The 14,421-nt window shown below is 70.9% G+C and carries 7 protein-coding genes; 3 read left to right on the forward strand and 4 right to left on the reverse strand.

Annotated elements, in window-relative coordinates; translation table 11 throughout:
* Positions 1-22: 22 nt before the first annotated feature.
* The gene (locus ACFYW1_RS34445; protein ID WP_389002412.1) at positions 23-1,018 is read right to left on the reverse strand and encodes a LuxR C-terminal-related transcriptional regulator; all 996 of its coding nucleotides are present in this window, start codon (positions 1,016-1,018) and stop codon (positions 23-25) included.
* A gap of 710 nt (positions 1,019-1,728) precedes the next feature.
* Complete coding sequence (locus ACFYW1_RS34450; protein WP_389002415.1) at positions 1,729-3,072, reverse strand: endonuclease domain-containing protein; 1,344 nt, start codon at positions 3,070-3,072, stop codon at positions 1,729-1,731.
* A 218-nt stretch (positions 3,073-3,290) separates the two neighbouring features.
* On the opposite strand from ACFYW1_RS34450, the gene ACFYW1_RS34455 reads away from it, so the two are divergent.
* The gene (locus ACFYW1_RS34455; RefSeq protein WP_389002417.1) at positions 3,291-5,033 is read left to right on the forward strand and encodes a hypothetical protein; all 1,743 of its coding nucleotides are present in this window, start codon (positions 3,291-3,293) and stop codon (positions 5,031-5,033) included.
* 132 nt (positions 5,034-5,165) lie between these two features.
* Here ACFYW1_RS34455 and ACFYW1_RS34460 read toward each other — a convergent pair whose 3' ends face one another.
* Both ACFYW1_RS34460 and ACFYW1_RS34465 read right to left on the reverse strand, forming a co-directional pair.
* Positions 5,166-6,596 carry an endo-1,4-beta-xylanase gene (locus tag ACFYW1_RS34460; RefSeq protein ID WP_389002420.1) on the reverse strand — a complete coding sequence of 477 codons (1,431 nt, stop codon included), beginning with the start codon at positions 6,594-6,596 and terminating at the stop codon, positions 5,166-5,168.
* Positions 6,597-7,545: 949 nt separating this feature from the next.
* A complete protein-coding gene (locus tag ACFYW1_RS34465; RefSeq protein ID WP_389002423.1) occupies positions 7,546-8,634 on the reverse strand; it encodes a lytic polysaccharide monooxygenase in 1,089 nt (362 codons plus the stop codon).
* 1,735 nt (positions 8,635-10,369) lie between these two features.
* Between ACFYW1_RS34465 and ACFYW1_RS34470 the strand changes: the two genes are divergently transcribed.
* Positions 10,370-12,955 carry a glycoside hydrolase family 9 protein gene (locus ACFYW1_RS34470; protein ID WP_389002426.1) on the forward strand — a complete coding sequence of 862 codons (2,586 nt, stop codon included), beginning with the start codon at positions 10,370-10,372 and terminating at the stop codon, positions 12,953-12,955.
* A 38-nt stretch (positions 12,956-12,993) separates the two neighbouring features.
* Entirely contained in the window at positions 12,994-14,364 is a 1,371-nt protein-coding gene (locus ACFYW1_RS34475) for a cellulase family glycosylhydrolase (RefSeq protein ID WP_389002429.1), read from the forward strand.
* Positions 14,365-14,421 lie beyond the last annotated feature (57 nt).

A 14,421-nucleotide genomic window follows, 5' to 3' on the forward strand; every position in this document is an offset into this window, starting at 1 on the left:
GGCCCCTTCGCAGTGGGACGGTTCAGACCATGTCCTCGGCGCGGATGCCGCCGCTGGCGAGCGCGAGGGCGCCGAGCTGGAACCGGCTCTGGGCACCGAACCGATCGGTCAGCTTCTCCGAGAGCCGGCGCACCGTGCGCAGCGAGACGTCCATCCGGCGGGCCGCCGCCGCGTCCGTGAGCCCTTGCGCCCACAGCCGGAGCACGTGCTGCTCCTGGAGGGAGAGGTTGCCGCGGGTACGGGGGCGGGCCTCCGCGAGCGGCAGGGCCTCCTTCCACAGCCGGGCGAACAGGGTCGCGAAGGCTTCCGTGACCGACTCGACGCCGCACGCCATCGCGCCGACCACACTGCGGCCGCTCGTGACCGGCACGACGGCGTGCCTGCGGTCGGAGACGATCATCCACACCGGCAGCGACGGCAGGGTGCGGACGGCGCCGCCGTACTCCTCGTTCCGGCGCAGGCGCTCCGTCGCCTCCGGGTCGTTGCGGACGCTCTCCAGCACGATGGCGCGAGCGGGCGTACCGCGTCGCCGCAGGATCTCGTCCAGCGAGTGGCCGGCCTCGAAGGCCGCCGCGTCCGGCCGCTCGGCCGGTCCGACGGTCAGCCATTCGTTCGCGCACTCATCGGCGAGAAAGGTGATGTGCCGCCACACGGCGTCCGCGCCGGCCAGCCACTTGACGTCCGGAACGCTCTCCCGGCCGCCGCGCCCGCGCTCCGACAGCAGCCGCGTCATCTCCAGCCGGCTGCCCTCCACCTGGAGCCGGTGGCGGGCCAGCTCCTCCTGCTGCCGGGTGAGCATCGCGGCCAGTCCGACCTCCGGGTCGACCGGCCGCCAGCCACTGGCGGAGTCCCCCGGGACGACGAGCAGCAGGGCGGACAGCCGCTCCAGCCCGTCCCGGACCGTTTCCTCGGTCTCCTGCAGTTGCTCGGCCAGCTCGGTCACCTCCGCGCCGGGCCGGTCGACCATCGATATGTACACCTTCCGTGCAACGGAGTCGATATCCAGGGAGGTCCGCATGTCGTGCGCTCCTGTATGTCTTGTCGTACGGCACCTGTTGGCTGTGGGACACGAGTCGATTTCGGACCGACGGCACTCCCTCGGGACGCCACCGCGGGAACCGCCGGCCGGACATCAGTAGAACGGGTGCCGCAGTGACGGCGGATGCGGGATGATCCCCCAAGTTCCTTCGGGACAAGCCCTCGTGGGGCGGACGAGGCACCCCACATGCGGATTCCGCGCCTCGACGGGCCGTCCTCCCACGGTCGAAGCGCACAGCACCGCGCTCACCGGCGGGGGCGACCGGGCGGGGCCCGCACGGGCCCCGGCAGCGCCGGGCGACCGGACGGCCGATCAGGCCGTCATGTGCTCACGACGACCGGGCACCCGGGCGACCGGCCGGGCCCTGCGGGCCCGAACGACCAGCGAGTGCGAGGGACCGGGCCGTGCGATGGCGGCCGGGAGTGCGTGCGCCCCCCACGGCGTGTCGCGCCTGCCCCCATACAACCGCCGGGCCGACCACCTGCCCGTGCTCCCTCGGCCGGCCGGCCCCCGGTCGCATGCCCCCGGCCCGCCTCCTCGGACGGTACGGCCGCCACCGGCGGTACCCCGGCGCCGTGGCGCCCCTTGCCCCCTCCGCCCCGCCGGTGAGGGGGCCGAGGATATGGGGGACAGTCCCCCATGCGGGAGCCCGGCACATCTGCGACCTTTGCCCCGCCCCCGGTGCCCGCTCAGAACAGTTCCAGGCCCTTGCCGCTGGTGTCCGCGATGACCGGCCGGAACTGGGTCGGGAGGCCGTCCAGGCGGTCGGGACCGGCCGCGGCGGCCACGGTGGGGGCCGCCTCGGCCAGCCAGGCACGAAACCGCTCGACGGCTTCGCGGTAGGGGACCTGCGCCAGGACGCGGTGCTCGCCGGAGGGGCAGAAGTCGACGGTGACGGTGAGCAGGCAGGAACGGGGCGCGTTCTGACTGCCCGTCCAGGACACGCGCAGGACACCGCAGGGCTTGCGCCCGCGGGGGGCGCGGTGGGTCGGGCGCAGCGACCGGCAGGCCACGTGGGCGGTCCACGCGGCGAGGTGCGGCAGGGGCAGGGTGGTGCGTGCGCGGCAGCCGGGGCAGCGGTGCCAGTGGCGGAGCCAGGCGTCGGCGTCGGTGTGGAAGAGGCGCTTGTAGCGGTTCGCCACGCGGATGTCGTTGCTGTACAGGTGGTCGGGGCGTTCCTGGGTGTTGCAGGACTGGCAGACGGGGGCGCGGACGTAGCCGTGTTCGTGGCAGTGGTCGAGCACGGTGGCGGGCGCGGTGCGGCAGACGGCGCACGCCCACCCGGCCACCTTGCGGGAGATGCCGGGCTTCCTGCTGAGCACCGAGTACAGCCGGCCCTCCAGCTCCTTGCCGTACGGGCGCAGTGAGGCGGTGGGGTTCTCGGAGCCCGTCGTCGGCCGGTCTTCGGTGTCCCGGGCCTGCCGTGGGCGGGAGGGCGGCTCGGTGACGGCCGGGCTCTCCCGGCCGGCCCGTGCGGCTTGCACCCACTGCTTCTCGGCGTGCTCGGCCGCGTCCAGCAGCCTGACCACGGCACGCGGCAGCCACCACGTGCGCCGTGTCCCGCCGTGGGCCCGCTCCACAAGCATCTGCCGCCAGTCGATCCCCGCCAGATGATGCGGCCGGCCGCCCTCATGCCGTGCTGCCCGCCCGGATCCGCCCGGCTCCCGCAGTTCCTCCCTGATGTGCTGGCGCCAACGCAACGGTGCCTCCCCGTCGCGCCCCTGCCCCGGAGCCTCACGGAACGGACCGATGCGGACCAGGTCCTGCCGGTCCATCTCCACCGCGTTCAGCTCCGCGGCCGCCCGGCGCACCTCGACCTCCGGAACACCCCACCGACCGTCGCTCGCCCGCACCGCCGCCACCACCCGGCCGCCGAGCAGCACGTACCCCGTCCGGGCGCGGGCAGGAGAGCGGGTGAACACCCCGGAAGCCGCCGGCACAGCACTGCCGGCCGTCAGATCGGCCCACAGAGCGTCCGCGGCAACCAGGGTGATCAGGCCGTCCGTACGGCCGGGCACGACACGCTCCGACATACCGACAGACTAACGGCCCGCGACGCGGCAACGGATCCCGAGCGCCTCGGCCGGGACGCCACCCGAAACCCCACCTCATCGACGGGAACGCCCCGGGGCCGTCGAACCGTACGGGCCGCGCTGGCACCATGTCGACGGACGGCCGGGACGCCGGAGGTGCGGCGGGACCTCGCGGGGAAGAGGAAGCGGCGCGAGCGTGGGATGTACGAGGAGGAGCCATGAGCAGGAGGCGAAGCCCGCGGGGCCGGACGCCCGGCAGGGGCGCACGACGGCTGTGGCTGCTGCCCGACCGGGGCGGGGACGACCCGTTCATCGACGTCCGTGGGGACGGTCGCGGGACGCTGAACGTGCAGGTCGACCGGGCCGGCCGACACGATCGTTTCCACTTCGAAGTGACCGCGCAGCAGGTCGCCGTCGCGGAGCGCAGCGCACTTCGGCGGTGGGCCGTCTTCGCCGTGCTCTTCGGTGAACTCGCTGTTTTCCACCCCGACGCCGCACCGGCACGGCCGCCGGGAAAGTGCCTGCGGGTGATCGACATGATCCTCGGGGGCACCGATTCCCAGGTCGAGCAGTACTTGACCACGATGAACAAGCGCTTTCTGGGCGGACTTCGGGACTCACTGGCGATGGTGTGCCGGGTCGACCCGACACGTTCCCGGGACCGTGAAACGTTCGAGAAGCGATTGTGGTTCGGCGCCGAGCCGTTGATCATCAGCGATGCGGAACGCACCCGGCGCGCGCAGGAGACGGAACGCGGGGCAGCGGCCCGGGCAACCGCGGTGCGGCAGTCCTTCGAGCCGTACCAGGACGCCCTCCTGATGACCGAGCACGACGACGCCGTGCGGCGGGTCGTCGGCCTGCTCGGCTCGGCCCCGGTGATCAGCGAGTTCGAGGTCGGTGCGCCCGCACACCACGACCGGTACCTGACGTTCGGCTCCGGCGGCGAGATCATGCTCCGGGACGGGGCGGTGACGGCGATCCTCTTCCACATCCAGCCCACCGATGCCGCGCCGCACGGCTTCACGGGGCTCGGCACCCTGATCCCCGGGCTGAGCCGGGACGCCTCGAAAAGCCAGGTCGAGGAGGCACTCGGTGAGCCGGTCACCGGGCGCGTGGGCCCGAACACGACCCACTCCGTCGGGGCCGGATTCGTGAAGGTCTTCTACGACGCGTGGGCCCGGAAGGACGCGCCGGGCCGTCTGAAGCTCATCCAGCTGACGGCAGAGGACACGTACGCCGGGACCGATCCCGCCGACGGACGCTGCCCCGGCTGCGCGGGCACGCTGATCAGGGCGGCATCGGCGCCCGGTGGCGTCGACGTGGACGCGACGATCACAGCGTTGCGCGACGGGGTCGCCGCCGGACGTCTCCGCCGGGCGCACAACCGGGTGGCCCTGGGCGACATGCTCCGCCTGCACGACTCCGGGCTGATGGAACGCGTCGAGGCACAGTTGGGCTGCACGATCTGCCACCGGCACATCCTCTTCGCGCTGCACCGCGACGCGGACCCGACCTTCGAGTACGTCTCGCTCAACGACACCTACCGCCGGACCCCGGAGAAGGTTCCACCGGTGGAGCGGTGGGGCGATGCCGCCCGGATCGCGCGGGAAGCACAACGCCCGGAACGGATCGCGACCGACGGCAACACCTGGGTCCTGTATGCCGTGGGCGAGCATCTCTTCATGAACGCGCGCTGCTGGTACAGCGCCGTGGACGGGTCGAGGCTGATACGCCTGGAGGCCGCCGAGACGCGGCAGTACGAACGCGACGGCGCGGCCTATTTGTCCCGGCTGCAGGAAGCGATCAACCGCACCTGGACGAGCAGCGACGACCCGTGGCGCTCGCGCGACCTGACACTGAGCGGGATGTCGGACGAGGAGGCCATCGGGGCGAGCCTGGCCGCGGCGTGGGAGGAGCAGGCGGATTGCCTGCCTGGGCGGGCGCCGGATTCAGCGCGGTGAGGAGCCCCGATCGCGAGGGCCGCCGCCACCACGGCGGCGACCCGGGACCATCAGCGTTGTCTTCCTGGAAGGGCGGGAGAAGCCGCGCTGCAGGCCCTCATGGTTTCGCCCTTTTGCCGGTGGCAGGCCCCATCAGGTGCGGGTCCAGCGTTGGTTGCTGCCGTTCGAGCAGGAGTAGAGCTGGATCAGGGTTCCGTCGGAGGTGCCGTTGCCGACGGCGTCGAGGCAGAGGCCGGACTGGACACCGACGATGGAGCCGTCGGAGCCGAGGCGCCATTTCTGGTTGTCGCCGCCCCAGCAGCTGTAGATCTGGACTTTGGCCCCGTTGCCGGTACCGGCGGCGTCCAGGCACTTGTCGCCGTAGACCCGGAGCTCGCCTCCGGCGGTGGAAACCCACTGCTGGTTGGTGCTGCCGCTACAGCCCCACAGCTGCAACTGCGTGCCGTCGGTGGTGGAGGCGTTCGGCACGTCCAGACACCGGCCCGAACCGACGCCCCTGATCTCTCCGGAACCGGTCGGGGGTGTGGACGAGCCGCCGTTGAGTGCGTCGAGGACGGAGGTGTGGGCGGACTTCTTGCTGCCGTCGTTGTTGAACAGCAGCGGCGATTGCTCCGATCGCCAGGAGTCGCTGTCGCGCACGCCCCAGACGGTGATGCCGAGGCAGCGTGGAACGGCCAGGCAGTCGTTGGTCACGGCGGCGTAGGTCGAGGCCGGGGCGCCCTCGATGTCGAGTTCGGTGACGGCCACGTCGACGCCGAGGGTGGCGAAGTTCTGAAGAGTGGTGCGGAAGTTGCTGTTGTAGGGACTGCCGCTGTTGAAGTGCGACTGGAAGCCGACGCAGTCGATCGGCACGCCGCGCTGCTTGAAGTCCCGGACCATGGCGTACACGGCCTGGGTCTTGGCCCAGGTCCAGTTCTCGATGTTGTAGTCGTTGTAGCAGAGCTTGGCCGCCGGGTCGGCGGCGCGCGCGGTGCGGAAGGCGACCTCGATCCAGTCGTTGCCGGAGCGCTGCAGGTTGGAGTCCCGCCGGGCTCCCGAGCTGCCGTCGGCGAAGGCCTCGTTCACGACGTCCCACTGGGCTATCTTGCCCTTGTAGTGGGCCATCACGCCGTTGATGTGGTCATTCATCGCCTGGCGCAGTGTGCTGCCGCTGAGGCTCTGCATCCAGCCGGGCTGCTGGGAATGCCAGGCCAGGGTGTGGCCGCGCACCTGCTTGCCGTTCTGCACCGCCCAGTTGTAGACGCGGTCGGCGGAGGTGAAGTCGAACCGGCCCCGTTGGGGTTCGGTGGCGTCGATCTTCATCTCGTTCTCGGCCGTCACCGAGTTGAACTCACGGCCGGCGATCGTCGTGTACGCCGAGTCGCCCAGCTTGCCCGAGGCGATGGCGGTGCCGAAGTACCGGCCGCTCTGTGCCGCCGCGGCGCCGAGCGTGCTCTCGGCGGCGTGTGAGGCCGGCGGAGCCACCAGTGTGGCGGCCACACCGAGGACGCCGACGACCAGCGCCAACAGCAGGCTGCGGATCTTCAGGTGGACCACCGGTCCGGGAAGGGGAAACGAGCCCATGACTGTGCCTCCAGGGTAGAAAACGCGGAAGGGCCGAAGCGCAGGGGTTGCGTCGTCCGCGCCCAGTCGGCGGACGGACGGACGGACGGGGCGGGCCGGAGACCGGGTAGCACGGAATCACCGGACACCGCGGTCATGGGAGGGGACGGTTCTCGACGTAGGCACGAGGTACTCCATCGAGGCTCAGCCGGGGGACCACCGAGCGGCGTCGCGTACCTCTACGACTGTGCGAAGAGCCAGGATGCGCTGGTGCGAACCTCACCGGAACGAAACAGGGGGCGCAGGTGCTCTGGTGCGCGGATCTGCTGTGCGGCACGGACTTCCCGAGGCCGGTGCGATCGGAGTGCCGAACTGTGGCCGGTTGCCCAGACAGGAATGATTGAGGGGTTGATGATGCATCGTCAATACTCTCGGCAGAAAAAGTTTCCTCCATTGTTTCGAAAGTTTCGAAATCCGGGCGAGTCGGATGGTGGACCCTGGCGCCGCCGTCGGCGGATGACGTGTGGCCGGGGTCGGAGCGAGCACACGGATGTCCGTCGTGTGGTGGATCCTGCCAGGTCTGCGTGGTGCAGCCGGTCCCGCATCGGCCATCAATCGGTGCGGGAGCGGCGTTTCATGCCTGGGGTCCCGCAAATATTTCGGAGTGGACGGCAATACGGTCGAGAGGCGTGGGCGCCGTTCGCCGGCTCCCCGATCATTGAAGCCGCTCGTCACGTCGACCCCTGCTCGATGCGGCGAACGTGTCGAGTCGCTCCGTTCGCGTACGCAAGACGACTCGGGGCTGCATCACTCGGACGCGGCGCCCCAAGGGGACGTGGTGACGCGTATGCCGTCACCTCGTCAGAACCCTGCCGCGGCCCTCTCCTGGTGCCTGGCGTACGAGTGCGCATCACGCACGGCGGAGCCGGTTCCCGCGCGATGCGGGAACCGGCGCTGCGCGCGTCAGCGGCTACGGGGTGACGCAGTCGATCGGGCCGACCGGGAAGTCGTTGCCGGTCGATGTCGCGGTGAACCCGAAGGTGACGCTGCCTTCCGGTGCGATGGTGCGGTTGTGGTCGAGGTTCCCGACCGTGAGCGTGCCATCGGGCGCTGTGGTCGGCGCACCGTTCCACACGCTGCTGACCTTGGTTCCCGAGCCGGGCTTCCATCGCACGGCCCAGCCCTCACGTGCCGCCGTGTCGTGGTTCATGACTTCGACGGAACCCTGGAAGCCGCCGCTCCAGGAGTTGGTCACGCTGTAGGTGGCCATGCACCCGGTGTGCGGGTCGGTGGGTGTCGGAGTCGGGGTCGGAGTGGGCGTCGGATTCGGAGTGCCGCCCGAGCCGCGGATGCCGGTCACCTCGCCGTTGCCGCCGTCGAAGACGATGTCGGAGCAGGAGAAGAAGTTCTCCTGGCTGTCCGAGCGGACCCACTGGATGAACATGACCGCGTCACCCGAGCGGCCCGAGGGCAAGTTCAGGTCCCAGTAGTAGTGGCCGCCCTCCGTCCCGGGCCCGCCCGCCTGCGGCGGGTCGGAGACGGTCTCGATCAGTTCCAGGTCGTCCCAGCCCAGCTCGGTGCTGGGCGAGTAGCCGGGCTTGGACAGGTACACCCGGAAGGAGCCCGGGTGCGCCGCCCAGTTGCTGTGCTCGACCTGGATCGTCTTCCCGGACGTCAGGTGCGTCCGGGGCCAGTCGGAGCGTGGGGCGTTGTAACCGGTGAAGTCGTACGGCGACCGGTCACCGGCACTGCACAGCTTTCCGTCCGGGACGTAACCTGCCCCCCGTCCACCCGCGTTGGAGTCGAGCACGGCGAACCAGTTGTACAGCGAGGTCGCGCCGCTCTCGTCGAGCGCGGCCTTGCACGCCGGGTTCGTCGGGTCCAGGGCGCCGGTGTCGGTCCTGGCGTCCAGCATGCAGAGGTAGGTACGCGATCCCGGTGTCATCGTGACGCCGTGCGCCTGCGCGTTGCCCTGGCCCATCAATGTCAGGCCGATTCCGCCGAGCAGTGTCGCGAACACCGCCGCCAGGGAGGCGAACAGCTTCTTGCGTCGGGCCATGAGGTCTCCTGTGCTGTCGTGGGATGGTCTTCCGGTTGGGTTTCTCTCCTGCGGCCACCGTCGGGCGAGGAGTCCGGGGGCGCCTGGGTCGGGTGGGCGCGGCGGCGCGGCAGGTGGGATCGCCGTGGCCGGTGCGGGCCGTAGCCGTCGGTTCCACCGGAGGCGAACCGGCCGGAGCCGGTCCGTGGCCGCCGAGGGCGGACCGGCCGACGCACGGCAGGAGTTGACGATGCGCGGACCGGGACGCGCGGCGCGGCGGACCCCACCGGGGCCCGCGCCCCGCGCAGAGGCGGGCGAGGGGGGCGGGGGCGGCTCGTGTGCGGATCGGTTCACGCACGGCCGTGCCGTTGAGGCCGGTTCCGCCCGGGCGGGACCCGACGACGACCGGACCGCGTCGGGCCGACGCCGGCAGGAGTGATGAGCGGGCTGCGGGTGGTGCCGGGGGAGTGCGGTGGCGCTCGCATGCGGGGCCTCTCTGGGAGGGACGACCGGATGGGGCGATCGCGGAATGGGCAGCGCCGACCATTCAGTTCTGGGAGCGCTCCCACGCGTTGGTATCACGGACTGTAGGAGTTGTGCCGTGCTCCTGACAACCCGTCGTGGAAGATGTGTCGAGGAGTTCGACAAGGACGAGGGCGAGGGCGAGGGCGTGGGACGGGGCCGACGCAACCGTCGCGTTTCGGCGGGCCGCGGCCGGGTGCCTCACCGGGTGGGAATGGCGGCTCGACGTGGAGTGGGAAGGAGCGTCACGCCGACTCGCGTACCACCGGCCGTGTTCGCGAGATCGCATGGGGTCGGGCCGCCCCGGTTGATCCGCCCCTTCCGGTGGCGGCCACATCATGATCCGGCCGCTCTCCTTCATCGGCAGGCAGCCAGGCAGGCGGGCAGACAGACAGGCGGACGGGCGTCGGCGGCGGCTTGATCCGCCCTGCCGGCTCGAAGTCGTCGAAGCGGCCCCGCCGCGTCCATGTCGGTCACCCGCTCGTTGCCCGGGCGCCTGCCCCGCGGCGCAGGGGGCGGCCGTGTGTCGGCGAGCAGGCCGGCAAGGGGCCCTCGGCCCATACGGGCATCGGCAGCGTCACGTCGACCCGGCTGCCGCGCACGTATTCCACGAGCCGCTGCCGTTCGGAGCCCGTGCGCACGGGCGCGAGCGGCGGATGCCCGCCTCGGCCGGTGCGTCCCCGACCGCTCGCACGACCTGCGAGAGGAACGGATCCCTGAACAGCCGCCGGCCCGTCCTCGTTGCCACCGGGGCGACGGTGCCCGTGCGTCGCCCGCTCGGTGAACGGGCGGCCACGGTGGGCGCGTGGTCCGGTTCGTCGATGGTGCGCTGCGCGGCACGGCGTGCGGACACCTTGGCCTCCGGGGCGTGGTTGATCACCCGGGAAGCCGTGACGGGGGACCGGTCCTGCGCCCTGACGAGGCGGCGGCAAATATACGCCGGGTCCTGTCGGGCCGGAGTCGCGTGGGTCCTCGGTCCGGGCGGTCATCTCCCGTGAGCCCGGTGGAGCGGCGAATCCTGTCCAACCGCTTGACGGCACGTCTCGCGACCCCGAAGTTTGTGGGAGCGCTCCCACTTCTGTCCGTGCCCCGCCGGACGCAAGCCGGTGCCCCAGTCACCGCGCGCTCCGGCCCCTCCCGTAAGGACTTCGGTGTGCCGCGACCTCAGTCACTCGTCCCCCGCCCGTCCCGTACGTTTCGCCGATCGGACCGTTCCAGACGCGTCAGCGTGTCAGTGGGCTTCGTAGCCGCTGCCGGGCTGCTGGCCGGCACTCTTGCAGCACCCGCCGGCGCCGCCCAGCCCCTCGACGAGGCCCCCGAGATCATCGTCAACGGGGACTTCTCCGCGGGCACCGCCCCCTGGTGGTCGACGGCCAACAGCCCTGTCACCGTCTCGGACGGACGCCTCTGTGCCGATGTCCCCGGGGGCACGGCCAACGCGTGGGACGCCATCGTCGGGCAGAACCGGCTCGCCCTCACCGCCGGCGAGGGATACACCCTGAGCTACACGGCGACGTCCACCGTGCCGGTCACCATCCGCACCAACGTGCAGATGGCGACCGAACCGTGGACCACGGAACTCGCCACCGCGCAGCCGGTCGGGGCGACCGCCGAACGCGTCACGGAGACCTTCACGGCCGGAGCCGACCACGACGCGGCGCAGCTCGTCTTCCAGATCGGGGGCAGTGCCGAGGAGTTCACCTTCTGCATCGACGACGTGTCGCTGCGCGGTGGGACCGCGCCGCCGCCGTACGAACCGGACACCGGATCCCCGGTCCGGGTCAACCAGGTCGGATACCTCACGCACGGCCCCAAGGCCGGCACCGTCGTCACCGACGGGACCGACCCGCTGCCCTGGACACTCGAATCGGCCGCCGGGACACGCGTGGCCGAGGGCACCACCACTCCGGCGAGTGTGGACACCGCCTCGCGGCAGAACGTCCACACCTTCGACTTCAGCGCGGTGACGACCCGGGGAGAGGGATACACCGTCACGGTCGCGGGGGAGAAGAGCGAGCCGTTCGCCATCGGCGACGACCTCTACGCGTCGCTGCGCACCGACGCGCTCGCGTACTTCTATCACAATCGCAGCGGCATCGAGATCGACGCGGACATCGTGGGCGAGCGGTACGCGCGGCCGGCCGGCCATCTCGGTGTGAGTCCCAATCAGGGCGACAACGACGTACCCTGCCGACCGGGCGAGTGCGACTACCGTCTCGACGCGGCGGGGGGCTGGTACGACGCCGGTGACCACGGCAAGTACGTGGTCAACGGCGGTATATCGGTGGCCCAGTTGATGTCCACGTTCGAACGGACCCTGTACGAGGAGACCGCCGACGCCGGGCCGCTCGGTGACGGCGAACTCCGGGTGCCCGAGCACGGGAACGCCACTCCCGACATCCTCGACGAGGCGCGCTGGGAGCTGGAGTTCCTCATGCGGATGCAGGTGCCCGCGGGGGAGCCGCTCGCGGGCATGGCCCACCACAAGCTGCACGACAAGGCGTGGACCGGACTGCCGCTCCGGCCGGACCGTGACCCCCAGCCCCGGGAACTGCATCCGCCGACCACGGCGGCCACCCTCAACCTGGCGGCCACCGCAGCCCAGTGCGCCCGCCTCTTCCAGGTCTACGACGCGGACTTCGCCGCGCGGTGCCGGTCGGCCGCGCGCTCCGCGTGGACAGCGGCCAAGGCCCATCCGGACATCCTTGCCGATCCGCAGGACGCCACGGGCGGCGGCGCCTACAACGACAACGACGTGCGGGACGAGTTCTACTGGGCGGCGGCGGAACTCTTCCTCACCACCGGCGAGGACGATTACCGCCAGGAATTCCTCCGCTCCCCGTTGCACGGTGACACCGACGCGGTCTTCCCGCGCGGCGGCATGTCCTGGGGCTCGGTCGCCGGACTCGGCGTCCTGAACCTCGCGAGTGTGCCGGGCAAGCTGTCCGCCGACCAGCTCGCCACGGTGCGCGGCATGGTGACCGAAGCCGCCGACGGATACGCGGCCGACTCGGCCGGGGCCGCGTACGGCCTGCCGTACGCCCCCGACGACGGGAACTACGTATGGGGCTCGAACAGTCAGGTCGCCAACAACATGGTCGTCCTGGGCTCTGCGCACGACCTGACCGGCAGGACCGTCTACCGGGACGCCGTACTGCGCGGACTCGACTACCTTCTGGGCCGCAACGCGCTGAACCAGTCCTACGTAACCGGGTACGGCGAGCGGGACTCGCGCAACCAGCACCACCGGTTCTGGGCCAACCAGCTCGACCCGGCCCTGCCGAACCCCGCACCGGGCTCCCTGGCCGGCGGGCCGAACGCGTCCATCGAGGACCCGGTCGCGCAGGCCAAGCTGAAGGGCTGCGCCCCGGCGATGTGCTACATCGACGACATCGAGTCCTGGGCCACGAACGAGATCACCATCAACTGGAACGCCCCGCTCGCCTGGGTCGCGTCCTACGTGGACGACCTGGGCGGCGGCGAGCCCGCGAAGGAACAGTGCGAGGTGACCTACACCTCGCAGCGCTGGAGCAACGGCTTCACCACCCACGTCGCGCTGAAGAACACCGGCGACCGCACGGTCCGGCCCTGGCGGCTCGACTGGACGTTCGCCGACCGGCAGCAGGTGACCGACATCTGGGGCGCCGACCTCGGGCAGACCGGCCCGCGGGTCACCGCCGAGGCCCTGAGGTGGAACGTCACTCTCGCGCCCGGAGACACCGTGCGGTTCGGCTTCAACGGCCGGCCCACCGGCCTCGTGCACGACCCCCGGGTCTTCAGGCTGAACGGCAAGGTCTGCGGCACGGCGTCACCACGATGAGCGGACGGCCCGTCCTGCTGCGCACGAGGAGGATCGCAGTGAATCGCTTTCTGGCTCCACTGATCACCTGCGCGATGGTCCTGGGCCTCATGGCCCTGTTCGGCCCCCAGGCGGCGGCTGCCGCCGGATGCAAGGTCGACCACACGGTCACCGGCCAGTGGCAGGGTGGTTTCCGGGCCGCGGTGAAGGTCACCAACCTGGGTGATCCCGTCACCGGATGGACCCTGAAGTTCACGATGCCCGACGCGGGACAGAAGCTCGTCCAGGGCTGGAACGGGACCTGGACGCAGTCCGGTTCCGAGGTCTTCGCAGCCGGCGTCGACCACAACCGCACACTGGCCACCGGTGCGTCGGTCGATCTGGGGATGACGGGTACCTTCACGGGCGCCAACCCGAAACCGACGGCGTTCACGCTCAACGGCGTCGCCTGTACGGGCTCCGCGGAGGAGCCCCCGCCCGTCCCGGGCACCGGCACCCCCGTGGACATCAACGGCAAGCTCCAGGTCTGCGGCGTGCACCTGTGCAACCAGTACGGCCGCCCCGTACAGCTGCGGGGCATGAGCACCCACGGCATCCAGTGGTTCAGCAAGTGCTACAACGCCGCGTCCATGGACGCGCTGGCACAGGACTGGAAGTCCGACCTGCTGCGCGTGGCCATGTATGTCCAGGAAGGCGGCTACGAGACCGACCCGGCGGGCTTCACCAGCCGGGTGAACGGCCTGGTCGACATGGCCGAGGCGGGTGGCATGTACGCCATGATCGACTTCCACACCCTGACGCCGGGCGATCCGAACCACAATCTCGACCGGGCCAAGACGTTCTTCGCGTCCGTCGCCGCCCGCAACGCCGACAAGAAGAACGTGATCTACGAGATCGCCAACGAGCCCAACGGGGTGAGCTGGACGGCCATCAAGTCCTACGCCGAGCAGGTCATCCCGGTGATCCGGGCCGCGGACCCGGACGCCGTCATCGTCGTCGGCACCCGCGGCTGGTCCTCACTGGGCGTCTCGGACGGTTCCGACGAGAGCGAGGTCGTCGACAACCCCGTCCGAGCGGACAACATCATGTACGCCTTCCACTTCTGCGCCGCCAGTCACAAGGACCCCTACCGCGCCACGTTGAGCCGCGCGGCCTCCCGGCTGCCGCTGTTCGTCACCGAGTTCGGCACGGTGAGCGCCACCGGTGGGGGAGCGATGGACCGGGCGAGCACGACGGCCTGGCTGGACCTGCTCGATCAGCTGAAGATCGGCTACGCGAACTGGACCTACTCCGACGCGGACGAGAGCAGCGCGGCCTTCAGACCGGGCACCTGCAACGGCGGCGACTACAGCAGCAGCGGTGTGCTGACCGAATCGGGGGCGCTGCTCAAGAGCCGCATCAGCACCCCCGACTCCTTCCCCACCGGCTGACCGGCCGGTCAGCCGGTGCTCCGACGGCAGCACGTCGTGGACGCTGCTCCAACCCTC

The sequence above is a fragment of the Streptomyces sp. NPDC002669 genome, from assembly GCF_042889165.1.
GTDB lineage: Bacteria > Actinomycetota > Actinomycetes > Streptomycetales > Streptomycetaceae > Streptomyces.

What these genes read in the sequence shown, in the direction of transcription:
- ACFYW1_RS34455 (WP_389002417.1), top strand. Translation starts at nt 3,291, where the DNA reads ATGAGCAGGAGGCGAAGCCCGCGGGGCCGGACGCCCGGCAGGGGCGCA.
- ACFYW1_RS34460 (WP_389002420.1), bottom strand. Translation starts at nt 6,596, where the DNA reads ATGGGCTCGTTTCCCCTTCCCGGACCGGTGGTCCACCTGAAGATCCGC.
- ACFYW1_RS34445 (WP_389002412.1), bottom strand. Translation starts at nt 1,018, where the DNA reads ATGCGGACCTCCCTGGATATCGACTCCGTTGCACGGAAGGTGTACATA.
- ACFYW1_RS34465 (WP_389002423.1), bottom strand. Translation starts at nt 8,634, where the DNA reads ATGGCCCGACGCAAGAAGCTGTTCGCCTCCCTGGCGGCGGTGTTCGCG.
- ACFYW1_RS34450 (WP_389002415.1), bottom strand. Translation starts at nt 3,072, where the DNA reads ATGTCGGAGCGTGTCGTGCCCGGCCGTACGGACGGCCTGATCACCCTG.